General features: G+C 64.5%; 24 protein-coding genes. 11 read left to right on the forward strand and 13 right to left on the reverse strand.

All coding sequences use genetic code 11. The annotated features are described in order from the left end of the window. Window positions 1-4 precede the first annotated feature (4 nt). Window positions 5-1,462: an amidophosphoribosyltransferase gene (gene purF, locus P1IM2_RS17065; RefSeq protein WP_062764792.1), complete on the reverse strand. Its 1,458-nt coding sequence runs from the start codon at window positions 1,460-1,462 to the stop codon at window positions 5-7. Window positions 1,463-1,606: 144 nt separating this feature from the next. Between purF and hisI the strand changes: the two genes are divergently transcribed. From hisI to P1IM2_RS17090, 5 genes are all read left to right on the forward strand, one after another. After that, window positions 1,607-1,981: a phosphoribosyl-AMP cyclohydrolase gene (hisI, locus tag P1IM2_RS17070; RefSeq protein ID WP_186403232.1), complete on the forward strand. Its 375-nt coding sequence runs from the start codon at window positions 1,607-1,609 to the stop codon at window positions 1,979-1,981. Beyond that, window positions 1,974-2,522, forward strand: a complete 549-nt coding sequence (locus tag P1IM2_RS17075) for a hypothetical protein (protein ID WP_186403233.1) — start codon at window positions 1,974-1,976, stop codon at window positions 2,520-2,522. The genes hisI and P1IM2_RS17075 overlap by 8 nt, the downstream gene beginning before the upstream one ends. A gap of 63 nt (window positions 2,523-2,585) precedes the next feature. Continuing rightward, the gene (locus tag P1IM2_RS17080) at window positions 2,586-3,017 is read left to right on the forward strand and encodes a MerR family transcriptional regulator (protein ID WP_003051357.1); all 432 of its coding nucleotides are present in this window, start codon (window positions 2,586-2,588) and stop codon (window positions 3,015-3,017) included. Window positions 3,018-3,085: 68 nt separating this feature from the next. Then, the gene (locus tag P1IM2_RS17085; protein WP_186403234.1) at window positions 3,086-4,888 is read left to right on the forward strand and encodes an acyl-CoA dehydrogenase C-terminal domain-containing protein; all 1,803 of its coding nucleotides are present in this window, start codon (window positions 3,086-3,088) and stop codon (window positions 4,886-4,888) included. 46 nt (window positions 4,889-4,934) lie between these two features. After that, a complete protein-coding gene (locus P1IM2_RS17090; protein WP_186403235.1) occupies window positions 4,935-6,428 on the forward strand; it encodes a phospholipase D-like domain-containing protein in 1,494 nt (497 codons plus the stop codon). 10 nt (window positions 6,429-6,438) lie between these two features. On the opposite strand, the gene P1IM2_RS17095 is transcribed toward P1IM2_RS17090, so the two are convergent. The 5 genes from P1IM2_RS17095 to P1IM2_RS17115 are packed head-to-tail and all read right to left on the reverse strand — an operon-like array spanning window position 6,439 to window position 11,642. Next, window positions 6,439-7,290 carry a CoA ester lyase gene (locus tag P1IM2_RS17095; protein ID WP_186403236.1) on the reverse strand — a complete coding sequence of 284 codons (852 nt, stop codon included), beginning with the start codon at window positions 7,288-7,290 and terminating at the stop codon, window positions 6,439-6,441. Continuing rightward, window positions 7,290-7,742 carry a MaoC family dehydratase gene (locus P1IM2_RS17100; protein ID WP_186403237.1) on the reverse strand — a complete coding sequence of 151 codons (453 nt, stop codon included), beginning with the start codon at window positions 7,740-7,742 and terminating at the stop codon, window positions 7,290-7,292. Before P1IM2_RS17100 ends, P1IM2_RS17095 begins: the two co-directional genes overlap by 1 nt. A 2-nt stretch (window positions 7,743-7,744) precedes the next feature. Further along, window positions 7,745-8,203, reverse strand: a complete 459-nt coding sequence (locus P1IM2_RS17105; protein ID WP_186403238.1) for a GNAT family N-acetyltransferase — start codon at window positions 8,201-8,203, stop codon at window positions 7,745-7,747. Further along, window positions 8,200-10,038, reverse strand: coding sequence for an acetyl/propionyl/methylcrotonyl-CoA carboxylase subunit alpha (locus P1IM2_RS17110; RefSeq protein WP_186403239.1), 1,839 nt, complete (start codon window positions 10,036-10,038; stop codon window positions 8,200-8,202). The genes P1IM2_RS17105 and P1IM2_RS17110 overlap by 4 nt, the downstream gene beginning before the upstream one ends. 5 nt (window positions 10,039-10,043) lie before the next feature. After that, window positions 10,044-11,642, reverse strand: coding sequence for a carboxyl transferase domain-containing protein (locus tag P1IM2_RS17115; protein ID WP_186403240.1), 1,599 nt, complete (start codon window positions 11,640-11,642; stop codon window positions 10,044-10,046). A 145-nt stretch (window positions 11,643-11,787) separates the two neighbouring features. On the opposite strand from P1IM2_RS17115, the gene P1IM2_RS17120 reads away from it, so the two are divergent. Then, complete coding sequence (locus P1IM2_RS17120) at window positions 11,788-13,872, forward strand: M13 family metallopeptidase (RefSeq protein WP_186403241.1); 2,085 nt, start codon at window positions 11,788-11,790, stop codon at window positions 13,870-13,872. Between the two features lie 108 nt (window positions 13,873-13,980). On the opposite strand, the gene P1IM2_RS17125 is transcribed toward P1IM2_RS17120, so the two are convergent. Genes P1IM2_RS17125 through P1IM2_RS17140 form a run of 4 tightly spaced genes read right to left on the reverse strand, consistent with a single transcriptional unit; the run spans window position 13,981 to window position 16,188 of the window. Then, on the reverse strand, window positions 13,981-14,262 hold the full coding sequence (locus tag P1IM2_RS17125; RefSeq protein WP_186403242.1) for a hypothetical protein: 282 nt from the start codon (window positions 14,260-14,262) through the stop codon (window positions 13,981-13,983). Further along, window positions 14,259-14,678: a VOC family protein gene (locus P1IM2_RS17130; protein WP_186403243.1), complete on the reverse strand. Its 420-nt coding sequence runs from the start codon at window positions 14,676-14,678 to the stop codon at window positions 14,259-14,261. The genes P1IM2_RS17125 and P1IM2_RS17130 overlap by 4 nt, the downstream gene beginning before the upstream one ends. Further along, window positions 14,675-15,022 (reverse strand): hypothetical protein, encoded by a 348-nt coding sequence (locus tag P1IM2_RS17135; RefSeq protein ID WP_186403244.1) that lies wholly within the window; start codon window positions 15,020-15,022, stop codon window positions 14,675-14,677. Before P1IM2_RS17135 ends, P1IM2_RS17130 begins: the two co-directional genes overlap by 4 nt. Then, complete coding sequence (locus P1IM2_RS17140) at window positions 15,019-16,188, reverse strand: isovaleryl-CoA dehydrogenase (protein ID WP_186403245.1); 1,170 nt, start codon at window positions 16,186-16,188, stop codon at window positions 15,019-15,021. Before P1IM2_RS17140 ends, P1IM2_RS17135 begins: the two co-directional genes overlap by 4 nt. 136 nt (window positions 16,189-16,324) lie before the next feature. Here P1IM2_RS17140 and cysD point away from each other — a divergent pair, with 136 nt between their 5' ends. From cysD to P1IM2_RS17165, 5 genes are all read left to right on the forward strand, one after another. Continuing rightward, window positions 16,325-17,230: a sulfate adenylyltransferase subunit CysD gene (gene cysD / locus P1IM2_RS17145; RefSeq protein WP_186403246.1), complete on the forward strand. Its 906-nt coding sequence runs from the start codon at window positions 16,325-16,327 to the stop codon at window positions 17,228-17,230. A gap of 117 nt (window positions 17,231-17,347) precedes the next feature. Further along, window positions 17,348-19,249 carry a sulfate adenylyltransferase subunit CysN gene (gene cysN / locus P1IM2_RS17150; RefSeq protein WP_186403247.1) on the forward strand — a complete coding sequence of 634 codons (1,902 nt, stop codon included), beginning with the start codon at window positions 17,348-17,350 and terminating at the stop codon, window positions 19,247-19,249. 3 nt (window positions 19,250-19,252) lie between these two features. Further along, window positions 19,253-19,540: a DUF2061 domain-containing protein gene (locus P1IM2_RS17155; protein WP_186403248.1), complete on the forward strand. Its 288-nt coding sequence runs from the start codon at window positions 19,253-19,255 to the stop codon at window positions 19,538-19,540. Then, complete coding sequence (locus P1IM2_RS17160; RefSeq protein ID WP_186403249.1) at window positions 19,537-20,280, forward strand: 3'(2'),5'-bisphosphate nucleotidase CysQ; 744 nt, start codon at window positions 19,537-19,539, stop codon at window positions 20,278-20,280. Before P1IM2_RS17155 ends, P1IM2_RS17160 begins: the two co-directional genes overlap by 4 nt. Window positions 20,281-20,360: 80 nt before the next feature. Further along, window positions 20,361-21,497, forward strand: coding sequence for a zinc-binding dehydrogenase (locus P1IM2_RS17165; protein WP_186403250.1), 1,137 nt, complete (start codon window positions 20,361-20,363; stop codon window positions 21,495-21,497). A 79-nt stretch (window positions 21,498-21,576) separates the two neighbouring features. Here P1IM2_RS17165 and P1IM2_RS17170 read toward each other — a convergent pair whose 3' ends face one another. The 3 genes from P1IM2_RS17170 to P1IM2_RS17180 all read right to left on the reverse strand — a co-directional run bounded on the left by P1IM2_RS17170 (window position 21,577) and on the right by P1IM2_RS17180 (window position 24,935). Beyond that, window positions 21,577-22,662, reverse strand: a complete 1,086-nt coding sequence (locus P1IM2_RS17170) for a cell wall hydrolase (RefSeq protein WP_234179037.1) — start codon at window positions 22,660-22,662, stop codon at window positions 21,577-21,579. A 66-nt stretch (window positions 22,663-22,728) separates the two neighbouring features. Next, window positions 22,729-23,649 (reverse strand): cysteine synthase A, encoded by a 921-nt coding sequence (cysK, locus tag P1IM2_RS17175; RefSeq protein WP_186403252.1) that lies wholly within the window; start codon window positions 23,647-23,649, stop codon window positions 22,729-22,731. Beyond that, window positions 23,646-24,935: an MFS transporter gene (locus P1IM2_RS17180; RefSeq protein ID WP_186403253.1), complete on the reverse strand. Its 1,290-nt coding sequence runs from the start codon at window positions 24,933-24,935 to the stop codon at window positions 23,646-23,648. The genes cysK and P1IM2_RS17180 overlap by 4 nt, the downstream gene beginning before the upstream one ends. Window positions 24,936-24,975 lie beyond the last annotated feature (40 nt).

The raw sequence follows: 24,975 nt of genomic DNA on the forward strand, positions 1-24,975 counted from the left end.
TTCGTCAGACAACCCGTTCGGCAAGCAGCGAAAACTGATCTTCCAGGCTGTTCTCGTCGAAATCGGTCAGCGTGGTCGGATAATCGCCCGTGAAGCAGGCGTCGCAATATTGCGGACAATCATCGGTGCGCCGCGCCTCGCCCAGCGCGCGGTACAGGCCGTCGATGGTCAGGAAGGACAGGCTGTCGGCATTAATGAAATTGGCCATCTGGCCGACCGTCATCTGCGCCGCGAGCAGCTTGGCGCGTTCGGGCGTGTCGACGCCGTAGAAGCAGCTATGCGACGTCGGCGGGCTGGCGATGCGCATATGCACTTCGGCGGCCCCCGCGTCGCGCATCATCTGCACGATCTTGAGGCTGGTCGTGCCGCGCACGATCGAATCGTCGATCAGCACGATCCGCTTGCCGGCGATCAGCGCGCGATTGGCATTGTGCTTCAGCTTGACGCCGAGATGGCGAACCTTGTCGCCCGGTTGGATGAAGGTGCGGCCGACATAGTGCGAACGGATGATGCCGAGCTCGAAGGGAATGCCAGATTCCTGCGCATAGCCGATTGCCGCCGGGGTTCCCGAATCGGGGACCGGGATGACGAGATCGGCATCGACCGGATTTTCGCGCGCCAGTTCGGCGCCGATCGCCTTGCGCACCGAATAGACGCTGGTGCCGTCGACGATCGAATCGGGGCGCGAGAAATAGACATATTCGAAGATGCACGGCCGTGCCGCGCGGTCGGCGAAGGGGCGGTGCGACGAAAGCTGGCCGTCGCGAATGATCACAAGTTCGCCGGGATCGACCGAGCGGACGAATTCGGCGCCGACGACGTCTAGCGCCACGGTTTCGGACGCGAGGATATACGCATCGCCCAGCTTGCCGATGACCAGCGGACGAATGCCGAGCGGATCGCGGCAGCCGATCATGCCTTCCGCGGTCAGGCAGATCAGCGAATAGGCGCCCTCGACCTGTTTCAGCGCGTCGATGAAGCGATCGAGCAGGGTGCGATAGTTGGACGTGGCGACCAGGTGGATGATGACCTCGGTATCGCTCGTCGACTGAAAGATGGATCCGCGGCGCACCAATATCTTGCGCAGCGCCATCGCGTTGGAAATATTGCCGTTATGCGCGACCGCAAAGCCGCCGGTGGCCAGGTCGGCGAACAGCGGCTGGACATTGCGCAGCGCCGTCTCGCCGGTGGTCGAATAGCGGACATGGCCGATCGCCGACGCGCCTGCGAGCTGGCGGATGATGTCGTCGCGGTCGAAATTGCCCGCAACATGCCCCATCGCGCGGTGGGTATGGAAATCCTTGCCATCGAAGGCGGTGATGCCCGCGGCTTCCTGACCGCGGTGCTGCAGGGCGTGAAGCCCCAGCGCCGCGACCGCAGCGGCACTTTCGGCGCCGTGAATACCAAAGACGCCGCACTCCTCGCGGAGCTTGTCGTCGTCAAAAGGATGGGTCGTCAGCATGTCAATCCAGGGGCAGGGGGCTGGGACTGCCGCGCATATAGGAGTGCCGAACCCAAATGTCGCCCCCCATATTTGACCTTTTGATGTCAACCGGACCCGCGCGGGGGGTGACAGCCGCTCTCGACCTGCTCTAAGGCGCGGACCATGGATGCTTCGCGCGACACCACCGACAGTTTCCTGCCGCGTTTCGACGCCGCCGGGCTGGTGACCGCCATCGTGACCGACGTCGACAGCGGAGTGCTGCTGATGGTCGCGCATATGAATGCCGACGCGATCGCGCTGACGCAGGAGACGGGGCAGGCGCATTTCTGGTCGCGGTCGCGGGCCGCGCTGTGGCGCAAAGGCGAAACCTCGGGCAACGAGCTGGCGGTCGTCGAGATGCGCGTCGATTGCGATCAGGATGCGCTGCACTTGCGCGTGAAGCCTGCCGGTCCGGCCTGTCACACCGGGCGCCGGTCCTGCTTTTATCGCCGGATCGAGCGCGACGGCAGCCTGACCTTCCTAGATACCGATGCCTAGCCCACGCGTCGCGGGCCTTCTCGTCGCGGTTCTGCTGCTCGTCGGCGGCTGCGACCGGGCGAAGCGCGATGGCGCCGATGCCGCGATCGATACGCGCAATCCGTTGGAAATCGCCGCGCGCGAACGCGGGGTGGTACGCGCCGATGCAAGCGATCCGACCGGCCTGTTCGAACGCACGCACGAGCTTGGCCGCGATGCGATGTGCGTTGTCCCCGATGGCGCCGGGCAGTGGCGCTTTGCGGTGAGCGCGTCTTTCGGACCCGGCCTGTCGTGCAATGCGCGCGGCACCATCGTCCGCGACGGGGATGACTGGCGGATGCGCTTCGCCGGGGTCGAGGGATGCGAGGCACTTGTCCACGAAGAGGATGACGAACTGCGCCTGCCCGGACGCCTGCCGTCGCAATGCGACAGCCTGTGCCCGTCGCGCGCCTCGCTCTCGGGTCTGCGCCTGCCGCGGGCGAGCTGGTCGGCGGACGATGCAAAGGGCTTGCAGTTGCGCGATGGACGCGGCAATATGGTCCGGCCTTGCGGATCGCCGTAAGCGGCGCTTTTCCTTATCTCCGACGGCCTTGACGTTCACGTCAACGGAAACTAGTCTTTCGGGATGACCGAAGAATACGGCCACGCCCATATCGACACGCCCGATCATCTGGGGCGCGAGCAATATAGCATCACCGATCTGTCGACCGAATTCGGCGTCACCGCGCGCGCGCTTCGGTTCTACGAGGACGAAGGGCTGATCAGCCCCTCGCGCAAGGGGCTGTCGCGTATCTATTCGAAACGCGACCGCGCCCGGCTGGCCTGGATTCTGCGTGCCAAGCGCACCGGATTTAGCCTGGCCGACATTCGCGAGATGATCGACCTTTACGACGTCGGCGATGGCCGCAAGCTCCAGCGCCAGGTCACGGTCGAAAAATGCGAGGAGCGCATCGCGCTGCTCCAGCGTCAGCGCGATGACATCGACAGCGCCGTCGAGGAACTGACACGTTTCATCGATATGGTGAAAAAGGTCGACGCTGGCGAAAAAGTCGGCTGAGCTTCGGCAACCAGAACCTCCCCGGGCAAGTTTGATTGCCAACACCTGATTTATCGGAAAGATTTCGCATGCCTGTCTACCGCGCCCCGATCCAAGATACGCTGTTCCAGCTCAATGATGTCCTCGGTATCGATCGCTACGCCGACCTGCCGGGCTTCGCCAATGCGTCGCCCGATATGGTCGAAGCGGTGCTGACCGAGGCCGGCAAATTCTGCGAAGAGGTGCTGTTCCCGATCAACCGATCGGGCGACCTCGAAGGCTGCACGCGGCAGGAAGATGGTTCGGTCACCACGCCCGAGGGGTTCAAGGAAGCGTATAAGGCCTATTGCGAGGCGGGCTGGACGCTGCTCAACCAGCCCGAAGAATTCGGCGGCCAGGGATTGCCCCATGTCCTCGGCTTTCCGGTCGAGGAATATCGCATGGCGGCGAACCAGGCCTTTGCCATGTATCCGGGGCTGACGCAGGCCGCGGTCTCGGCGTTGCTGGTCAAGGGGTCCGACGAGCAGAAGAGGCTCTATGTCCCCAAGATGGTGTCGGGCGAATGGGGCGGCACGATGAACCTGACCGAACCGCAGTGCGGCACCGATCTTGGCCTGATCCGCACCCGCGCGGTGCCGAACGGCGACGGCAGCTCTTCGATTACGGGGACGAAGATTTTCATCTCGTCGGGCGAGCATGACCTCACCGACAATATTATCCACCTTGTGCTGGCAAAGACCCCCGACGCGCCCGACAGCGTCAAGGGAATCTCGCTGTTCATCGTCCCCAAGTATCTGGTGAACGACGACGGTTCGCTCGGTGAGCGCAACACGCTGTCGTGCGGGTCGATTGAGCACAAGATGGGCATCCACGCCAATGCGACCTGCGTGATGAACTATGACGGCGCAAAAGGCTGGATGGTCGGCGAGGAGAACAAGGGCCTTGCCGCGATGTTCGTGATGATGAACGCCGCGCGCCTCGGCGTCGGCATACAGGGGTTGGGTCAGGCCGACATAGCCTATCAGAATGCCGTGCAATATGCGCAGGACCGCCGGCAGGGCCGGGCGCTGACCGGGCCGCAGGATCCCGCCCAGAAGGCCGACCCGCTTTTGGTCCATCCAGACGTGCGCCGCATGCTGATGGATGGCAAGGCGGTGGTTGAGGGGCTGCGCGGCCTGTGTCTCTGGGGCGCGCTGCAGGTCGATCTGGCGCATGGCGCCGCGTCCGAAGAGGAGCGGCAGCAGGCCGACGATCTCGTCAGCCTGCTGACCCCGGTGATCAAGGGCTATGGCACCGACAAGGGCTATGACGTCGCGACCAACGCGCAGCAGGTGTTCGGCGGCCACGGCTACATCGAAGAGCAGGGCATGAGCCAATATGTCCGCGATGCCCGCATCACGATGATCTACGAAGGCGCCAACGGCGTGCAGGCGATGGACCTCGTCGGCCGCAAGCTCGCGCAGAATGGCGGCCGTGCCATCCAGGCCTTTTTCGCGATCGTCGACGCCGAATGTGCGACGGCGAAGGACAAGCCGGCCTTCGCCGATTTTGCGGGGCAACTCGAAAAGGCCAATGGCGAACTCAAGGCCGCGACGATGTGGTTCATGGCCAATGGCATGACCGACCCCAATAATGTCGGCGCGGGCGCGCATCATTATATGCACATCATGGGTATCGTCGCGCTGGGCCTCATGTGGCTGCGCATGGCCGAAGCGGCACAGAAGGCGCTCGACGAAGGGCGCGGGAACAAGGCGTTCCTCGAAGCCAAGCTTGTTACCGCGCGTCATTTCGGCGAACGCTTCATCCCCGATGCGGGCGCGTTGCGTCGCAAGATCGAGGCCGGCAGCGAGGCGATGATGGCGCTGACGCCCGATCAATTCTTCGCCGCCTGACGTGCAGGCTCGCAACCATCGCCGCCGCCCGTGCGTGTAGGCGGCGATGAGCGAGGATGCGCTGACCCCGATCGTTGAGGAAGGCCGCAATTGCTGGCGGATCGAACGCGCCAACAAGGCGCGGATGATCGTCGATGCGGCCGACTATTACGCGCTGCTCGTCCGGCTGATGGAGCGCGCGAAAGAGCGCATCCTGCTGATCGGCTGGGACTTCGACCCGCGGATTGCCCTGACGCCCGACGAGGCGGGCAAGGGCGAATCGCTGGGGCATTTTCTGCTGCGTCTGGCCCATGCGAAGCCCGACCGCGATATCGACATTCTTCGTTGGAATTTCGGCGGGCTCAAACAGTTCCTCATGCCGCGCATCGTCTCGATGGTGCTGCGCTGGAAGGTGACGCGCTCGATCAGCTTCCGGCTCGACAGCGCACACCCGACCGGGTGCAGCCATCACCAGAAGGTCGCGGTGTTCGACGATCATCTGGCGGTGTGCGGCGGCATCGACGTGTCTTCGTCGCGCTGGGACACGCGGGGCCATTGCGACGGCGATCCGCGGCGCACCAACCCCGACGGCAAGCCCTATATGCCGTGGCACGATTCGACGATGATCCTCGCCGGGCCGGTGGGCGAAGCGCTTGCCGATCTGGGCAACGAACGGTGGCAGCGCGCAACGAACAAGCAATTGCGCGACGTAAAGGGCGACGGCGAAAACTGGCCCGAAAATCTCGAACCCGATTTTACGAACGTCGATGTCGCGATATCGCGCACGCGCGCCGAATATGACGGCTATCCCGAAATTCGCGAGATCGAGCAGCTCTATCTCGACATGATCGCTGCGGCGAAGCGCTTCATCTATTTCGAGAATCAATATTTTACCTCGGCCAAGATCGCAGCGGCGATTGCCGAGCGGCTGGACGAGGACGATCCGCCCGAATTTGTCATGGTGATGCCGCGTACCGCCGACGGCTGGCTCGAACAGATGGCGATGGACGCGGCGCGCGTGAAGCTGGTGCGCGCGATCGCCAAGGCGCGGCACGGCGACCGCCTGCGCGTCTATGTCCCGCACACCGCGGGCGGCGACCCGATCTATGTTCATGCAAAGACTGCGGTCGTCGACGATCGCCTGCTGCGTATCGGATCGTCGAACATGAACAATCGCTCGCTGGGGCTCGACAGCGAATGCGATGTGACGATCGATGCCGCTTTGCCCGCGAACCGCGGCGTGGAGCCGACGATCCGGGCACTGCGCGAATCGCTGATCGGCGAGCATCTGGACGTCGATCCGGCCGATGTCGGCCGACTTTATGAAACAACGGGGTCGCTCATCGATGCGATCGAGGCGCTGCGCGGACCGGGCCGCTCGCTCGAGTTACTCGATCTCGTCGAGCCCGGGCCGTTTGACGATTACATCGCCGAGCATGAACTGCTCGATCCCGAAAATCCCGACGCGATGTTCGAAGGGATCGCCGAGCGCGGGCTGCGCCGGAACTGGCACCGCGGCAAAGCCTGGATGAAGCGTCACCGCCCGTTCCGGCGGAGATGATAGCGCGGCGTCAGTCCGCCAGCGACAGGATATGCCGCGCCTGTTTGAGGTGCGGGGCATCGACCATTTTGCCGTCCACCTGAAGCACCCCCGAGCCCGGATTGGCGGCGAAGGCATCGACGATCGCCTGCGCACGCTGAACCTCGTCGGCGGACGGGGTGAAGGCAGCATTGATCGGCGCGACCTGTGACGGGTGGATTGCCATCATGCCGGTAAAGCCATCGCGCCGCGCGCGCGCAGCATAGGCGGCAAGGCCCGTCTCGTCCTTGATCGCGGGAAATACCGTATCGATCGCCGCGACGCCCGCACCATGTGCGGCGAACAAGGTTAGCGCGCGGGCGACCTGATAGGGTTCGGTGTAGCGCCCGTCGGCCTCGCGGCTCGTCGCCGCGCCGATGGCGGCGGGCAAATCCTCTGCGCCCCAGGTGAGGCCGACCAGCCGGGCCTTCGCCTCGCGATAGCTGCCCAGCGTAAAGATCGCCGCCGGGGTTTCGGTCGCGATCGGCAGCACCGGCGGCAACGACGCATCGGCGGCCCCCTCGCTACGAAGGATCGTATCGAGCTGGGCGATGCTCGGCGCGCCTTCGGCCTTGGGCAGCATGATCGCATCGGGGCGCCCGCCGACAATGGCAGCAACGTCGTCGGCGGTCATATGCCCGTCGAGCGGATTGACACGGACCATCGTAAAGACTTCGCGCGTTCCGGCGAGATAGGCGGCGACCGCTTCGCGCGCGGCCTCCTTGTTTGCAGGGGACACCGAATCTTCGAGGTCGAGGATGATCGCATCGGCGCCCGACGCCGCGGCCTTCGCGAATCGTTCGGGGCGGTCGCCGGGGACGAAGAGGAGCGAGCGGAGGCGCATCAGACGTTCTTCCTGTTGATCAGCGCTGACCGTTCGCACTGGCAGACGATTTCGTCGCGCTGGTTGATGCAGCGATGGAGGAAGGTCACGATGCCCGCATTCGGCCGCGATTTCGATTCCTTGAGGCCGATCACCTCGCTCGTCGCGCGCAACGTGTCGCCGATGAACACCGGCTTGGGCATCACCAGCCTGTCATAGCCGAGGTTCGCGACGAGGGTGCCGAGCGTCGTATCGCCGACCGACAGCCCGACCATCAGGCTGAAGGTGAAAGTGCCGTTGACGAGGATCTGTCCGAATTCCGATGCTTTAGCAGCCTCGATGTCGAGATGCAGCGGCTGCGGATTGTGCGTCATTGTCGTGAACAGCAGATTGTCGGTCTCGGTCACGGTGCGGCGGATCTCGTGCACGATCGTGTCGCCGATCTGCCATTCGTCGAAAAACTTGCCTGCCATCGTCAGTCCCTCAAATGCAATTTCATGCCGACATGGCTCTGCACGAAACCGAGCCGGGCGTAGAAGCGGTGCGCGGCAGTCCGTGTCGCCGATGATGTGAGCTGGACGAGTTTGCAATCGCGCGCGCGGCACTGTTCCACCGCCCAAAGGATCATCTGCTCGCCCAGCCTTTGGCCGCGCAGGTCGGCGGCGATCCGCACCGCCTCGATCAAGCCGCGCCAGCTTCCGATAAAGGAAAGCCCCGGCAGGAAACTGAGTTGCATCGTTCCGACAACGCGGCCATCGAGTTCCGCCGCAATCAGCCGCTGGTTCGGGTCGGCGTCGATCGCCTCGAACGCGGCAAGGTAACGTGGGTCCGAGGGATCGGCCTCGCGCGCCGGCGGGATCGTGTCCTCGGCGAGCATGGCGAGGATGGCGGGAAGATCCGCCGCCGTCGCATCGCGAAGGATCAGGCCGCTCACTCGGCGGCCTCGATCTTCGCGAGCAGCGCCTCGACCTGCACCTGCGCCCCGGCCGCAGCGTTGAGTTCCGCAACGATGCCGTCGAAGGGCGCGGTCAGGCTATGCTCCATCTTCATCGCCTCGAGCGTCAGCAGCTTCTGACCCTTGGTCACCTTGTCGCCCGCGGCGACGTCGACCGCTATGATCTTGCCGGGCATCGGCGACAGGATCGCCCCGTCGCCCGCTGCGCCGCCGGCGCCGCCCGCGGCGCGCCAGGGCGTAAGCTGCCACACCGCGCCGCTTTCGGCGACGAGCATGGCGGGGGCGGGCTCCTCGGCGCCGGGGCCGTGCAGCGTCACGTCGACGCGCTTGCCGTCGAGCAGGAAGGGCGCGGTGCGCACGTCCGGCGCGTTGAGACGGAAGCCCGACTGCAGCGAGCGGGGAACTATCGCCATAGCGGCGTTTGTCAGCGCCTGATCCGACGGCATCGGCTCGGCCTTCATGCTGTCGCCATCGCGGCCGATCAGCCCGGTATCGACCGTGCCCGCAACGAAATCGGGATGGCTGAGCGCGGCAATCAGAAAGGCCGAATTGGTCTTTACCGGCCAGATCGCGCTGTCCTCCAGCATTTCGGCTAGCATTTCGCGGGCTTCATCGCGGTCGTCGCCATAGGCGATCACCTTCGCGATCATCGGGTCATAGAAGGGCGACACCTCGGCGCCTTCATAGACGCCGGTGTCGATGCGACCGAGATGCTCTGGAAGCTGGAACAGTTCGAGCGTGCCGATAGAGGGCAGGAAGCCCTTGGCCGGATCTTCGGCATAGAGGCGCGCTTCCATCGCCCAGCCGTTGATCGCCAGTTCGCCCTGCGTCAGCGGGATCGGCTCGCCCGACGCCACGCGCAGCTGCCATTCGACCAGATCGACGCCGGTGATCTCCTCGGTGACGGGATGCTCGACCTGCAATCGCGTGTTCATTTCCATGAACCAGATGCGGTCGGCGCGAAGGCCTTCCGACGCGTCGGCGATGAACTCGATCGTGCCCGCGCCGACGTAATCGACCGCCTTGGCGGCGCGCACGGCGGCGGCGCAAAGCTCGGCGCGCGTCGCTTCGTCCATGCCGGGGGCAGGGGCTTCCTCGATCACCTTCTGGTGGCGCCGCTGCAGCGAGCAGTCGCGCTCGAACAGATGGACGACATTGCCGTGGGTGTCGCCGAACACCTGCACCTCGATATGGCGCGGAGTGAGGATATATTTCTCGATCAGCACATGATCGTTGCCGAACGACGCCGCCGCCTCGCGCTGGCACGAAGCGAGCGCGTCGGCAAAGTCCGCCGCCGCATCGACCTTGCGCATCCCCTTGCCGCCGCCGCCCGCGACCGCCTTGATGAGAACGGGATAGCCGATCTGCGCGGCTTGCTCGGCGAGGAAGGCAGGGTCCTGATTTTCGCCCATATAGCCCGGCGTCACGGGCACGCCGGCCTCGGCCATCAGCTTCTTGGCGGCGTCCTTCAGGCCCATCGCGGTGATCGACGAGGGTTTCGGCCCGACCCAGACGAGCCCGGCGTCGGCGACCGCCTGTGCGAATTCGGCATTCTCGGAGAGGAAGCCGTAACCCGGATGGATCGCCTCGGCGCCGGTCGCCTTCGCGGCGGCGATGATCTTCTCGCCCACCAGATAGGATTCCCGCGCCGGCGACGGCCCGATATGCACAGCTTCGTCGGCCTCGCGCACATGCAGCGCCTTCGCGTCGGCGTCCGAATAGACCGCAACGGTGCGAATGCCCATCTCGCGCGCGGTGCGGATGATGCGGCAAGCGATTTCGCCGCGATTGGCGATGAGGAGGGATTGGATCATCTCGATTACATCCTGAACACGCCGAAGCCACGCTCTTCGATCGGGGCATTCAGCGTTGCGGAAAAGGCGAGACCGAGCACATCGCGCGTCTGTGCGGGGTCGATGATGCCGTCGTCCCACAGCCGCGCGGTCGCGTGGTATGGATTGCCTTCGTCCTCATATTTCTGGCGGATCGGCGCTTTGAAGGCTTCGGCCTCCTCAGGCGTCCATTTGTCGGCATCGCGGTGGACCGTCGCGAGAACGCTCGCCGCCTGTTCGCCGCCCATCACGCTGATCCGGCTGTTCGGCCAGCTGAACAGGAAGCGCGGGCTATAGGCCCGCCCGCACATGCCGTAATTGCCCGCGCCGAAGCTGCCGCCGATCAGCACCGTGATCTTCGGCACCGTCGCGGTTGCGACCGCGGTGACCAGCTTCGCGCCATGCTTCGCGATCCCCTCGGCCTCATATTTGCCGCCGACCATGAAGCCGCTGATGTTCTGGAGGAAGAGCAGGGGGATGCGCCGCTGCTGCGCCAGTTCGATGAAATGCGCACCCTTCACCGCGCTCTCGCTGAACAGCACGCCGTTGTTGGCGAGGATCGCTACGGGCAAGCCCCAGATATGCGCGAAGCCGCAGACGAGCGTGCTGCCGTAGTTCGCCTTGAACTCGTGGAACTCGCTGGCATCGACGATGCGCGCGATCACCTCGTGCACATCATAGGGTGCGCGGACATCCTCGGGGATGATGCCATAGAGCTCCTCTGCATCATATTTCGGCGGACGCGGCTCTTTCATCGCGACGTCGAAGCCATCGTCGAAACCGAAGGTCGAGACGATGTCGCGTACGATGGTCAGCGCATGTTCGTCATTCTCGGCTAGATGATCGACCACGCCCGACTTCTTCGCGTGCAGGTCGCCGCCGCCAAGGTCTTCGGCGCTGATTTCTTCGCCCGTCGCGGCCTTCACCAGCGGCGGGCCGGCGAGGAAGATCGTACCTTGGTTGCGCACGATCACGGTCTCGTCGCTCATCGCGGGCACGTAGGCCCCACCCGCGGTGCAGCTCCCCATCACGCACGCGATCTGCGGGATGCGCTTTGCCGACATGTTCGCCTGATTGAAGAAGATGCGCCCGAAATGGTCTCGGTCGGGAAACACCTGGTCCTGATGCGGCAGGTTCGCGCCGCCGCTGTCGACGAGGTAGATGCACGGCAGGCGGTTCGCCTCGGCAATCTCCTGCGCGCGCAGATGCTTCTTGACGGTCATCGGATAATAGGTGCCGCCCTTCACCGTCGCGTCGTTGCACACGATCATCGCCTGCCGCCCCGATACACGGCCGATGCCCGCGATCATGCCCGCGCCGGGAACCTCGCCCTCATACATGTCGCCTGCTGCGAGCTGGCCGATTTCGAGGAAAGGCGAACCCGGATCGAGCAACCGTTCGACCCGTTCGCGCGGAAGCAGCTTGCCGCGGCTCGTGTGGCGTTCGCGCGACTTTTCGTTGCCGCCCAGCGCCGCTTCGGCAACGCGCGCATAGAGCGCGTCGCGCAGGCCGCGGTTGTATGCGGCGCGGGCCTGGGTCTGCGGATCGTCGGGATTATATTGCGTCGAAAGGACGGGGGCGCTCACGGTTCACTCTCTCCCTGAAACTGTCTGCGCCCTAGCCGGTCGCTCGTCGATTGGAAAGCACCGCAGGCCGAAAATGGTTGGTATTGAAACGAGATTGTCACAGGCGTATCGCCGTCCGACACCCCCCAGAAAGCAAGGCAACGCCATGAAAAAGACCGTCCTCGCCATCCTCCTGTCCACCGCGACGATCATTGCCGGGCCGATCGCCTGCACCAGCGCCAACGGCGACAAGGCTGCTTACACGCTCGGCACCGACCTTGGCATCAGCAAGGAAGCGATGGACACCAGCGTCAAGCCGGGCGACGATTTTTACGCCTATGCGAACGGCAATTGGCAAAAGGTGACCCAGATCCCCGCCGACCGCTCGTCGATTGGCGCCTTCTACACCGCCTTCCTTGAAACAGAGAAGCGGACGCGCGAGCTCGTCGATGCGATCGTCAAGAGCGGCGGCGATGCGGGCACCGACGACGGCCGCATTGCTGCCTTCTACAACGCCTATATGAACACCAAGGCGATCGACGCCGCCGGGATGAAGCCGGTCGAGGCCGATCTGGCGCGCTTCGACACCATTGCCGACAAGGCGGCGCTGTCGACCATCCTGGGCGAACAGACGCGCGCCGATGTCGATCCGCTCAACGCCACCGACTTCAACACCGAGAATCTCTTCGGCATCTTCGTTTCGCAGGGACTGGCGACGCCCGGCGAGGTTATTCCCTATATGCTGCAGGGCGGCCTCGGCCTTCCCGAGCGCGAATATTATCTGTCGGCCGATCCGAAGATGGCGGGCATCCGCGACGCCTACAAAGCCTATATCGCCAAACTGCTGACTCAGGCGGGGGTCGCCGATGCCGATGCCAAGGCGCAGCGTATCTTCGATCTCGAAACGAAGATCGCCCGCGCGCATGCGACGCGCGAGGAGAGCGAGGATTTCACCAAATCGGCCGACGTCTGGACCAAGGCCGATTTTGCCAAAAAGGCACCCGGGATCGACTGGGACGCCTATTTTGCCGCCGCCGGGCTCGACAAGGCGGCGAAGTTCGGCGCCTATCATGCGCGGGCGATCACGGGCCTGTCGGCGCTCGTCGCATCGCAGCCGCTCGAGGCGTGGAAGGACTGGCTCGTCTTCCATCAGATCAACAGCCATACCGATGTGCTGCCAAGCGCGCTCGACGATGCGCATTTCGCCTTTTACGGCACCACCCTCTCGGGCACGCCGCAGCAGCGCAGCCGTGACAAGCGCGCGCTCGACGCGCTCAACACCTATCTCGGCGATGCGGTCGGCCGCGTCTATGCCGAGAAATATTTCCCGGCGTCGGCCAAGGCCGAAGTCGGTGACATGGTGAAGGGGATCAAGGCCGCCTTTGCGAAGCGCGTCAACACGATCGACTGGATGGCTCCCGAAACGAAGAAGGAAGCGATCAAGAAGGTCGAAACGATCGTCGTCGGCGTCGGCTATCCCGAAAACTGGCGCGACTATGGCAGCTACACGATCAGCGCCGACGACGCCTATGCGAACGAAGTCGCCGGCGAGAAGGCGGAATATGCGCACCAGCTCGCCAAGATCGGCAAGCCCTTCGACAAGGGGGAATGGTGGATGACCCCGCAGACGGTCAATGCCGTCAACCTGCCGGTGCAGAATGCGCTGAATTTCCCCGCCGCGATCCTGCAGCCGCCCTTCTTCGACGCCAAGGCCGATCCCGCCTATAATTACGGCGCGATCGGCGCCGTCATCGGCCACGAGATCAGCCACAGCTTCGACAATAATGGCGCCGCCTTCGATTCGACCGGCGCGCTGCGCAACTGGTGGACGGCCGAGGATCTCAAGAAGTTCGAGGCGGCGGGGGCGGCGCTGGCCGCGCAATATGACAGCTACAAGCCGTTCCCCGATCTTGCGGTCAACGGCAAGCTGACGCTGGGCGAGAATATTGCCGACGTCGCGGGCCTGCAGGCGGCTTATGACGCCTATCGTGCGTCGCTGAACGGCAAGGAAGCGCCGGTGATCGACGGCTTCACGGGCGATCAGCGTTTCTTCATCGCCTATGCGCAGACCTGGGCGACCAAGATGCGCGACGAGGCGTTGCGAGCGCGGATCGCGACCGACGGCCATGCGCCGGGCAACTACCGCGCACTCACCGTCCGCAACCTCGACGCGTGGTACAAGGCGTTCAACGTTCAGCCGACCGACAAGCTGTATCTCGCCCCCGATCAGCGCGTCCGCGTCTGGGGGTAATGTCCGCTTCTCGTCGTTGCGAGGAGCGGAGCGACGAAGCAATCTCCAGTCATCGGCCCGAGGTTGACTCGGGACGCTGGAGATTGCTTCGCTGCGCTCGCAAAGACGCTATATTTCTGATGCCTGCGGCGTCCCCGGCTTTTCCTTGAGGATCAGGTACCGGTAAACGCCGACGCAGTTGATGCACAGCAGCGCGATATTCTGCCAGCCGATGCCTTCGCTGTCGCTTTGCAGAAAGCCCCACGCGACGAGCGCGATGCTGCTGGTCACGAAAATGACGAAGGCCCAGCCGGTCGGGCGTCGCCCGAGATTGAGCGACACGATCAGCGCCGCGAGCGTTCCGGCCCCGGCGCCATAATATTGCAGCGCGTCGAGCAGCGTATCGCTCATCCGCCGGTCGCCCCGAACACGAACTCGAGCTTCAACCCGTCAGGGTCGGCAAAGAAGAGCGCATAATAGGTCGGTCCGTAGCGCGGATAATCGGCGGGGGCATCGAGGATCTTCGCGCCTATGCTGCGCAGAAAATCATGCAGCGCATCGACGTCGGCGCGGCTTTCGGCAGTCCAGGCAAGATGATGCAGTCCGGGCGAAAAGCGGTCGTGGCTCCGTAGCGCGCCGGGGCCATGCGCTTCGACGATCCCGATCGAATGGAACGGTTCGCCGTCGCGGTCCCAATCGCTGCCATGATCATAATCGGCGGCGCGCCGGTAGCCGAGAAAGCCCAGCACCGCATCATAGAAAATCCGCGACCGCGCCGCGTCGCGAACCGTCAGGTCGATATGGTGGACAAGGCCGCGCGCGCTCATAAGGCCCCGGCAATCGCGAGCAGTCCGGATGCGGTCAGAAACGGCCAGCCGATATGTCGGCCGCGCGTATATACGGCATCGAACAGGCCGGTCGCGGTCCACGCGGCCCCGATCAGCAGGATCAGACCGCGCGGCGTTCCGGGCCACAGGATCGACGCGGCGGACACCAGCATCAGGAGCGAGAGCGCATGCCATGCCAGACGAAACACCCGCCGCGCCAAGTCGATCCCCATGATTCCGCTGTCGAGCGACATCAACGGCCTGACAAGTCGCCTTTCGCCCAGCAAGCCGTGCACCAGGGCGGTCGCCACCATCAAGGTGGCCGACAGCCCCAGCCAGATCACGCGCCTGCGCCGATCAGTTCGCGGCCGATCAGCATGCGGCGGATTTCGTTGGTGCCCGCCCCGATGTCGAGCAGTTTGGCATCGCGCCAATAGCGCTCGACCGGCCAGTCCTTGGTGTAGCCCGCGCCGCCAAGCGCCTGGATCGCTTCGCCCGCGACCTTCACCGCGCTTTCGCTGGCCAGCAGGATGGCGCCCGCGGCGTCAAACCGCGTCGTCAGCCCGGCGTCGCATGCCTTGGCGACATTATAGACATAGGAGCGCGCCGACTGGAGCGCCACATACATGTCGGCGACCTTGGCCTGCATGAGCTGGAACGAGCCGATTGGCTTGCCGAACTGCTTGCGCTCGCGAAGATAGGGGATGACCGTGTCGAGGCAGCCCTGCATGATGCCGAGCTGAAGCCCGGCGAGCACGACGCGCTCATAGTCAAGGCCCGACATCAGGACGCCGACGCCGCCGTTGACCGGCCCCATCACCTGGTCCTCGCTGACCTCGCAATCGGTGAAGACGAGTTCGGCGGTCGGGGATCCGCGCATGCCGACCTTGTCGATCTTTTGCCCGATGCTGAAGCCCGGCATATCCTTTTCGATCAGGAAGGCGGTGATGCCGCGTGATCCCGCTTCGGGCGTCGTCTTGGCATAGACGACCAGCGTATCCGCACAGGTGGCGTTGGTGATCCAGAATTTGGTGCCGTTGAGGACATAGCCGCCCTGAACCGGCTCGGCCTTCAGCTTCATCGAGACGACGTCACTCCCGGCGCCGGCTTCCGACATCGCAAGGCTGCCGACATGCTCGCCCGAGATCAGCTTCGGCAGATATTTCGCCTTTTGCTCTTCATTGCCCCAGCGGCGGATCTGGTTGACGCACAGATTCGAATGGGCGCCATAGGACAGGCCGATCGCGCCGCTCGCGCGACTGACCTCCTCGACCGCGAGAACATGTTCGAGATAGCCGAGGCCGAGACCGCCCCATTCTTCCTCGACGGTGATGCCGTGCAGGCCCAGCGCGCCCATCTGCGTCCACAACTCGTCGCGAGGGAACCAGTCCTCGCGGTCGGCCCTGTCGGCCAGCGGCGCAATCTGCTCGTCGGCGAAGCGGGCGGTGGTGTCGCGGATCATCTCGGCGGTCTCGCCAAGGGCAAAATCGAAATCGGGTGTGGCGCGCATATCGTCCTCTGTTTCTGGTTTCGGATGCGACTAGCAGGAAGCGGGCGCGGTTTGAAGCGCAGCGGACAAGTCTGGCTTGCAAGGCGAAAAGGCCATACAGCTTGCGTGCCGCCATGGGGGTCGGCAAGGGCGGGGCATGATCGACACGCTTACCCATCTGGACCGTCTCGAGGCCGAAAGTATCCACATCATGCGCGAAGTGATGGCCGACGCCGTCAACCCCGTGATGCTCTATTCGGTCGGCAAGGACAGCGCGGTGATGCTGCATCTCGCGCGCAAGGCCTTCTATCCCTCGCCGCCGCCTTTTCCGCTGCTCCACGTCGATACGACGTGGAAATTCCGCGCGATGTACGAACTGCGCGACCGCATGGCCGCGGAATCGGGCATGGACCTGATCGTCCATCAGAACCCCGAGGCGAAGGCGCGGGGGATCAATCCGTTCGACCATGGGCCGCTGCACACCGACATGTGGAAGACCGAAGGGCTCAAGCAGGCGCTCGACCTTCACGGATTCGACGTCGCCTTCGGCGGTGCTCGGCGCGACGAGGAAAAGAGCCGCGCGAAGGAGCGCATCTTTTCCTTCCGCACCGCGAGCCACGGCTGGGATCCCAAGCAGCAGCGCCCCGAGCTCTGGAACCTCTACAACGCGCGCAAGGCGAAGGGGGAAAGTATCCGGGTCTTCCCGATCTCGAACTGGACCGAACTCGACATCTGGCAATATATCGCGCGCGAGAATATTCCGATCGTGCCGCTCTATTTCGCGGCGCCCCGACCGACGGTGATACGCGACGGGCTGTTGCTGATGGTCGATGACGACCGCTTCCCGCTACGCGACGGTGAAGAGCCCGTGATGCGCTCGGTGCGTTTCCGCACCCTCGGCTGCTATCCGCTCACCGGGGCGGTCGAAAGCGAGGCGACGACGCTCAGCCAAGTCATCCAGGAAATGCTGTTGACGACGACCAGCGAACGCCAGGGACGTATCATCGACAAGGATGGCGGCGATGCGTCGATGGAGAAGAAGAAGCAGGAGGGGTATTTTTGACCCGCCGCGTCAATCTTCAGATTGACGAAGGGTCAACCCCCGCGAAGGCGGGGGTCTCTTTCTGTATCAACGGACGAAGCGGGATTCCCGCTTTCGCGGGAATGACGAAGTAAGAATATGACCGACCCCATCTACGTCACCGACGCCCTGATCGCCGAAGACATCGACGCCTATCTCGCGAGTCACGAGCGGAAGTCGCTGCTGCGCTTCATCACCTGCGGCAGCGTCGATGATGGCAAATCGACGCTGATCGGGCGGCTGCTCTACGACAGCAAGATGATCTTCGAGGATCAACTCGCTGCGCTCGAGGCCGACAGCAAGAGGGTCGGCACGCAAGGCGGCGAAATCGATTTCGCGCTGCTCGTCGACGGTCTTGCCGCCGAGCGCGAGCAGGGAATCACGATCGACGTCGCTTATCGCTTTTTCACGACCGAAAAGCGCAAGTTCATCGTCGCCGACACCCCGGGACATGAGCAATATACGCGCAACATGGTCACCGGCGCGTCGACCGCCGACCTTGCCGTGATCCTTGTCGATGCGCGCAAGGGCGTGCTGACGCAGACGCGCCGCCACAGCTTTCTCGCGCATCTGCTCGGCATCCGGCATATCGTGCTTGCGGTGAACAAGATGGACCTTGTCGGCTATGACAAGACGGTCTTCGATCGCATCACGCTCGCCTATCGGGCCTTCGCGAGCGAGATCGGCATTACCAATTTCACCGCCATCCCCATCTCGGGCTTCAAGGGCGACAATATCACCGCGTTGTCGGCGAACACGCCCTGGTTCAGGGGCCCGGCGCTGATCGAGCATCTCGAAACGGTCGAGATCGGCGGCACCGCCGACGAGGCGAAGCCCCTCCGGATGCCCGTTCAATGGGTCAATCGCCCGAACCTCGATTTTCGGGGTTTTGCTGGGCAGCTTGCAAGCGGCAAGGTCAAGCCGGGCGACGCCGTCCGCATCCTGCCGAGCGGGAAGACGACGACGATCGACCGAATCGCTACGCTCGATGGCGATCTGGACGAGGCAGTGGCGGGCCAGTCGGTGACGCTGACGCTGACGGACGAGGTCGATTGTTCGCGCGGCGATGTCATCGCAGCCGCCGATGCGCCCCCCGAAGCCGCCGACCAGTTCGAAGCGACGCTCGTCTGGATGGCGGACGAGGCGATGATTGCGGGCCGCGCCTATTGGCTGAAGCTTGCGACGCAGAGCGTTTCGGCAACCGTGCAGGCCCCGAAGTACGAGATCAACGTCAACACGCTCGACCGGCTGGCCGCAAAGACGCTGGACTTGAACGGGATCGGGGTGGTCGAGGTGTCGACCGACAAGCCGATCACCTTCGAAGCCTATGCCGACAACAAAACGCTCGGCGGCTTCATCCTGATCGACAAACTGACCAACGCGACGGTGGCCGCCGGGATGCTGCACTTCAGCCTGCGCCGCGCACAGAATGTCCATTGGCAGGCCGGCGACATCGATCGCGACATGCGCGCGAACCTGAAGAACCAGCGCCCGGCGCTGCTGTGGTTTACCGGCCTGTCGGGGTCGGGCAAATCGACGATCGCGAACCTTGTCGAGAAGAAGCTGCACCGGATGAACAGGCACAGCTTCCTGCTCGACGGCGATAACGTCCGCCACGGGCTCAACAAGGATCTGGGTTTCACCGAAGCCGACCGGATCGAGAATATCCGCCGCGTCGGCGAGGTTGCCAAGCTGATGACCGACGCCGGGCTGGTCGTCATCACCGCCTTCATCTCGCCCTTCCGCGCCGAGCGCGAAATGGTGCGCGCGATGCTGCCCGAGGGCGAGTTTCTCGAAATATTCATCGACACCCCGCTGGCCGAGGCGGAACGGCGCGACGTCAAGGGCCTCTACAAGAAGGCACGGGCGGGTCAGCTCAAGAATTTCACCGGCATCGACAGCCCTTATGAGGCGCCCGAGGCACCTGAAATTCGCATCGACACGACCGCGATGACGGCAGAGGAGGCCGCCGACCTCATCGTCGAACGGCTACTGGGCTAGCCGGTGCTGCTGTTCCGGGGCCGCGAGGCGCACAGCCGGTCTTTCGCCAAGGCGGTCAGCTGGCGCGCTCTGGGCAGCATCGACACCTTCATCCTCAGCTACATCTTCACCGCCAATGTGAAGGCCGCCGGCGCGATTGCGAGCACCGAGGTGCTGACCAAGATGCTGCTCTATTATGTGCACGAACGCGCGTGGAGCCGCGTGACCTGGGGCATGGACAAGACGCCGCGCGAGTCAGAAACCGAAAGGCTTGACGAACGCGGCGACGAAGGCTCTGGCACGCAGCCATGACCGAGAATGACGAACAATTGGCGGCGCGGCTCGCCGACGCCGCCGGCCGTATCCTGCTCGATCTGCGCGCGGCGGGCGATCTTGCGGGCAAGGCGCTGGGGCAGGCGGGTGACGAGGCCGCCAACGCGATGCTCTGCCGCGAACTTCGCGCGGCGCGTCCCGACGATGCGCTCTTGTCTGAAGAGGAAAAGGACAATCCGGCGCGCCTTGCCAGTCGCCGCGTGTGGATCGTCGATCCGCTCGACGGCACGCGCGAATATGGCGAGGGCCGGTCCGACTGGGCGGTGCATGTTGCGCTCGCGGTCGATGGCGTCGCCAGCGTCGGCGCGGTCGCGTTGCCGGGGCTCGGGCTGACGCTGACCTCGGGCGCGCCGACCGCATTGGCGCCTGCCAACGATCCGCTGCGGATGCTTGTCAGCCGCACCCGCCCCGCTGCGGAGGCGGTTCAGGTCGCCGAACGGATGGGCGCAGAACTGCTTGCGATGGGCTCGGCCGGAGCGAAGGCCATGGCCGTGGTGCGCGGGGAGGCCGACATCTATCTGCACACCGGCGGCCAATATGAATGGGACAATTGCGCGCCCGTTGCGGTTGCGCAGGCTGCGGGGCTGCACGTCAGCCGCGTCGATGGCTCGCCGCTGCGCTACAACAATGCCGATACCTATCTGCCCGACCTGCTCATCTGCCGCCGCGAACTGGCGGATGAGGTGCTGCGCCTCGCGTCGGAATATTCGCCCGGCTGAACCGGGCGGCATTGCCAGCGGCGGCCCTTCGCCCTAACCCGTTGCATCGAGAAACCAAATCACGCCAAGGGAGACGTGCGATGACCGATTTGCCCGAAACCAATCTGACGATGCTGACGCTCGCCAAGCCGGAGGGCGAGCTCGAAGTCTATTTCGAACGCCGCCCGATGCCCGAGCCCAAGCCGCACGAGGTGCTGGTGAAGGTTCTCACCACGCCGATCAACCCGTCCGACCTTGGCCTGCTGTTCGGCGGTGCCGACATGACAAGCGCGCGCGCCGGCACCCGCGATGGCTTGCCGATGATCACCGCCGATATTCCGCCGCCCGGCATGCGCGCGATGGCGAGCCGGATCGGCGATGCGCTCCCGATCGGCAACGAAGGGTGCGGCATCGTCGTTAAGGCGGGGTCCTCGCCCGAGGCGCAGGCTCTGATGGGCAAGACCGTTGCACTGCTTGGCGGCGAGATGTATGCTGAATATCGCTGCCTTCCCGTTCAGATGACAATGCCGTTGCCCGACGGCACCGATCCGGTCGATGGGGCATCCTGCTTCGTCAATCCGCTCACCAGCCTTGCTTTCACCGAAACCATGCGGATGGAGGGTCATAACGCGATCGTCCACACAGCGGCGGCGTCGAACCTCGGCCAGATGCTCGTCAAGATCTGTGCCAAGGACAATATCCCGCTCGTCAACATCGTGCGCAGCGCGGCGCAGGTTGAATTGCTGAAGGGGATCGGCGCGACGCATATCGTGAACAGCAGCGACGATGATTTCGTCGACCAGCTCGTCGCCGCGATCACCGAAACCGGCGCCACGATCGGCTTCGATGCGATCGGCGGCGGCAAGCTTGCGGGGCAAATTCTCGCGGCGATGGAAGCGGCGGCGGTCAAGCGCATGACCAGCTACAGCCGCTATGGCTCGGACACCTTCAAACAGGTCTATATCTACGGCGCGCTCGACCTCGGCCCGACGCTGCTCAACCGCAGCTTCGGCTTCAGCTGGTCGCTCTCGGGCTTCCTGCTCACGCCCTTCCTGCAAAAGGCGGGGATGGAGACGGCTATGCGGATGCGTCAGCGTGTCGTCGACGAACTGACGACGACCTTCAAGAGCCATTACAGCCACCAGATTTCGCTGGCCGACGCGCTCAACCTCGACGTCGCGCACGCCTATAATGCGAAGCGCACGGGCGAGAAATATTTGATCCGTCCGCACGGCTGAGCGCTGGAGCCTTCAAACGGGCTGCAGCTTTGCGAGCGAAGCGATCCGGGGTTGCTTAAACCAGGCTGGATTGCTTCGCTCAGCGTTTCATGCACTGCCGCGTATCGTCGCGCGCATATTCGCTGCAGTTCCACAGTGCCTTTTCAAAGCCCGATTTTTCGTCGCGCAGATAGGAAAAGCTCATCGCCGCGCGCTGCATGTCGTTCATCGCGTCGCTGTCAGGCTTCATGATCGGGTTGGTCCAGCCCATGAACTTGCAATAGGCGCGCTCGCCGCACAGCCGCAGCGCAAGCGCAACGAAGCTTTCGGGCGTCGCGCGGCGGTCGAGTTGGACATAGATGGCATCGCGCCCCACCGCGTCTCCGGCGCCCGTCACCAGCTTGACCGGGCCAATGCTGGCGGCGCCTTCGGCAAGATCGCTTGGCGGCGCGAGGGCAAGCGCATGGGCGGGCGACAGGGCCGCCATCTTCGCAATGGGCGCGTCATTCGCCGACACCGCGCCGCGGAATGCGCCGGGCGTTCCCCAGAAACCGGGCCAGCGGAAAAACAGATGCGTGCCTTCGCTCGCGATCTTTTCCAGACTGTCGCTCCAATAGGGGCGCACCCAGTCGGTGTGATAATGCGTCGCCAGCCCGACTTTCGGATCGATCAGTCCGGAGAGCATGCGGTCGGCATTGCTGCGCGCGCGCGTCCATGCGGCATCCGAATAGCGGCGATTGAGCGCGCCGTCGCAGGTGAAAGTGAACTGGCAGCCGGTGGTGCGTTCCGATCCCTGGAAAACCACCCCGCAGATCGTCTTGGGGAAGGCAGGGTGCCGGACGCGGTTGATGACCACCTGACCGACCGCAAGCTGCCCCTTGCCATCGTCGCCGGCCTCGTAAAGCATCGCCGCTGCCATGCAGTCGCGGGCACGGTCGCGCGCCTCGCCCGCGCCGGGATAGACGAACGGGCGCGCTGCGACGAAACCCTTGGTCACAAAGGGTATGCGGTCATTTTCGGCGCGCGCATCCTGCTCGGTAACCGGGGCGAACTCCATCGGCTGGACGTCGGGCACGACGTTGGCGGGCGGCGCAACGGGGTGCGGCATCACCGGCAGCGGGCGGCTCGCCTGTCCGCTGAAATGCAGCACCGCGGCAATCGCCGCGAAGCTAAAATGCGCGAACAACCAGCCGCGCCATTCGCGCGGGCTATACGCCTTATCCGGATGCTCCGCGGGGAGCATGGCTGCTGCTCAGATCTCCGGCAGGAAGTCAGGCACCGACAGATAGCGCTCGCCGGTGTCATAGTTGAAGCCGAGGACGCGGCTGCCCGCCGGAAGCTCGGCGAGCTTCTGCTTGATCGCCGCCAGCGTCGCGCCCGACGAGATGCCGACGAGCATTCCTTCCTCGGTCGCCGAGCGCCGCGCCATCTCCTTCGCATCGGCCGCATCGACCTGGATTACGCCGTCGAGCAGGTCGGTATGCAGGTTACGCGGGATGAAGCCGGCGCCGATGCCCTGGATGGGGTGCGGGGCAGGCTGGCCGCCCGAGATGACCGGCGAAGCGACGGGCTCGACGGCATAGACCTTCAGATTGGGCCAATGCTGTTTCAGGAACTGCGCAACGCCGGTGATGTGGCCGCCGGTGCCGACGCCGGTAATCAGCGCGTCGATCGGCGTGTCCTTGAAATCGTTCAGGATTTCGGGGCCGGTGGTCCGGACATGGATGTCGATGTTCGCCTCGTTCTCGAACTGCTGCGGCATCCAGGCACCGGGGGTGGTTTCGACCAGCTCGATCGCCCGCTCGATGGCGCCCTTCATGCCTTTTTCGCGCGGCGTCAGATCGAAGGTCGCGCCATAGGCCAGCATGAGGCGGCGGCGTTCGAGCGACATGCTTTCGGGCATGACGAGGATCAGCTTATACCCTTTGACCGCAGCCGCCATCGCGAGGCCGATGCCGGTGTTGCCCGACGTCGGCTCGACGATGACGCCGCCCGATTTCAGGCTGCCGTCGCGCTCGGCCGCTTCGATCATCGCCAGCCCGATACGGTCCTTGATCGACCCGCCCGGATTGGCGCGTTCGGACTTCACCCAGACTTCGGCATCGGGAAACAGCCTCGCGACGCGAATGTGCGGCGTGTTGCCGATGGTTTCGAGGATCGAATTGGCTTTCATCGAGGGTCTGCCTTGAATTGGGGTTCAAATGTTCGCGCGTGGCGCAGTTCGGGGAACAGGCGCGACCATAGCGCCGTCACACCGACCGCCGCAAGACCGCCAACGACCACCGCGCTCACCGGGCCAAGCACCGCCGCCATCGCGCCGGCGCGCATTTCGCCCAATTCGTTCGACGCGGAGATGGCGAGACCCGACGCCGCGCTGACGCGGCCGCGCATATGGTCGGGTGTGTTGAGCTGGATCAGCGTCCCGCGCACGAACACCGAGAACATGTCGGCAGCGCCCATGGCCACGAGCAGCGCGAGCGACAGCAGGAAGTTGGTCGACAGGCCGAAAGCGACCGTCCCGGCGCCGAATGCCGCGACCGCCCACAGCATCTTGACCCCGACGTTGCGCTCGATCGGCCGCCACGCGAGGCCCAGTGCGATGATCGCCGCGCCGACCGCGGGGGCCGCGCGCAGGAAGCCGAGCCCTTCGGAACCGGTATGCAATATGTCGCGGGCATAGACGGGAAGCATCGCCGTCGCGCCCGACAGGATCACCGCGAACAGGTCGAGCGTGATGGTGCCGAGCAGGAAGCGCTCGGTCCAGACGAATTGCAGCCCGTCGACCATCTCGCGCAGCGGATGCCGGCGCACTTCGGGAGGCGGCGGCAGCACCGGGCGGACCCTGCTGACCGTGAAGGCTGAAAGGACCAGCAAGGCGGCTGCGAAGATATACACCGACGTCGGGTGAACGGCGTAGATCAGGCCGCCCGCCGCCGGCCCGATCACCGACGCCGATTGCCAGGCGATACTGCTCATCGCGATCGCGCGCGGCAGCACCGTTGGCGGCACGATATTGGGCGCGATCGCGCTCATCGCCGGTCCCGAAAAGACGCGGGCGACGCCGTGCAGCGCCGCGAGGGTGAAGAGCAGCGGAAGCGTCAGCCCATCGGTCCAGGTGAACCAGCCGAGCGACGCGGCGATCGTCAGGTCGATCATGTTGGAAAAGATCGCGACGCGCCGCCGCTCGAACCGGTCGGCGGCCCAACCCGCGACGGGGGTCAGCAGGGCAAGCGGAATGAACTGGACGAGGCCGAGCAAGCCGAGCTGGAACGACGCTTCCTTGATCGACATGCCATAGCTGGAGCGCGCCGTATCATAGAGCTGATAGCCGATGACGACGACCATCGCGATCGTCGCCATGACCGCGGTGAAGCGCGCGAACCAGTAATAGCGATAATCGGCGAAACTGAGCGGGGAGGGGGGCTTCGACGGGCCGTCGATGGAGGAGGAAGTGGCCATTGCGATTTGCCCTAACCGTCTTTTGGCGCCTGTCCAGCAT

Origin of the sequence: Sphingopyxis sp. P1IMeth2 (assembly GCF_900185685.1) — a bacterium.
In the GTDB taxonomy this organism is placed as follows: Bacteria; Pseudomonadota; Alphaproteobacteria; order Sphingomonadales; family Sphingomonadaceae; genus Sphingopyxis; species Sphingopyxis terrae_A.

Excerpts from the sequence above, each read along its gene's own strand:
- cysD (WP_186403246.1), top strand. The coding sequence starts at position 16,325 with ATGATCGACACGCTTACCCATCTGGACCGTCTCGAGGCCGAAAGTATC.
- P1IM2_RS17095 (WP_186403236.1), bottom strand. The coding sequence starts at position 7,290 with ATGCGCCTCCGCTCGCTCCTCTTCGTCCCCGGCGACCGCCCCGAACGA.
- P1IM2_RS17090 (WP_186403235.1), top strand. The coding sequence starts at position 4,935 with ATGAGCGAGGATGCGCTGACCCCGATCGTTGAGGAAGGCCGCAATTGC.
- P1IM2_RS17165 (WP_186403250.1), top strand. The coding sequence starts at position 20,361 with ATGACCGATTTGCCCGAAACCAATCTGACGATGCTGACGCTCGCCAAG.
- P1IM2_RS17130 (WP_186403243.1), bottom strand. The coding sequence starts at position 14,678 with ATGAGCGCGCGCGGCCTTGTCCACCATATCGACCTGACGGTTCGCGAC.
- P1IM2_RS17125 (WP_186403242.1), bottom strand. The coding sequence starts at position 14,262 with ATGAGCGATACGCTGCTCGACGCGCTGCAATATTATGGCGCCGGGGCC.
- P1IM2_RS17080 (WP_003051357.1), top strand. The coding sequence starts at position 2,586 with ATGACCGAAGAATACGGCCACGCCCATATCGACACGCCCGATCATCTG.
- P1IM2_RS17110 (WP_186403239.1), bottom strand. The coding sequence starts at position 10,038 with ATGATCCAATCCCTCCTCATCGCCAATCGCGGCGAAATCGCTTGCCGC.
- P1IM2_RS17180 (WP_186403253.1), bottom strand. The coding sequence starts at position 24,935 with ATGGCCACTTCCTCCTCCATCGACGGCCCGTCGAAGCCCCCCTCCCCG.
- hisI (WP_186403232.1), top strand. The coding sequence starts at position 1,607 with ATGGATGCTTCGCGCGACACCACCGACAGTTTCCTGCCGCGTTTCGAC.
- P1IM2_RS17100 (WP_186403237.1), bottom strand. The coding sequence starts at position 7,742 with ATGGCAGGCAAGTTTTTCGACGAATGGCAGATCGGCGACACGATCGTG.
- P1IM2_RS17075 (WP_186403233.1), top strand. The coding sequence starts at position 1,974 with ATGCCTAGCCCACGCGTCGCGGGCCTTCTCGTCGCGGTTCTGCTGCTC.
- P1IM2_RS17160 (WP_186403249.1), top strand. The coding sequence starts at position 19,537 with ATGACCGAGAATGACGAACAATTGGCGGCGCGGCTCGCCGACGCCGCC.
- purF (WP_062764792.1), bottom strand. The coding sequence starts at position 1,462 with ATGCTGACGACCCATCCTTTTGACGACGACAAGCTCCGCGAGGAGTGC.
- cysN (WP_186403247.1), top strand. The coding sequence starts at position 17,348 with ATGACCGACCCCATCTACGTCACCGACGCCCTGATCGCCGAAGACATC.
- cysK (WP_186403252.1), bottom strand. The coding sequence starts at position 23,649 with ATGAAAGCCAATTCGATCCTCGAAACCATCGGCAACACGCCGCACATT.
- P1IM2_RS17120 (WP_186403241.1), top strand. The coding sequence starts at position 11,788 with ATGAAAAAGACCGTCCTCGCCATCCTCCTGTCCACCGCGACGATCATT.
- P1IM2_RS17085 (WP_186403234.1), top strand. The coding sequence starts at position 3,086 with ATGCCTGTCTACCGCGCCCCGATCCAAGATACGCTGTTCCAGCTCAAT.
- P1IM2_RS17140 (WP_186403245.1), bottom strand. The coding sequence starts at position 16,188 with ATGCGCGCCACACCCGATTTCGATTTTGCCCTTGGCGAGACCGCCGAG.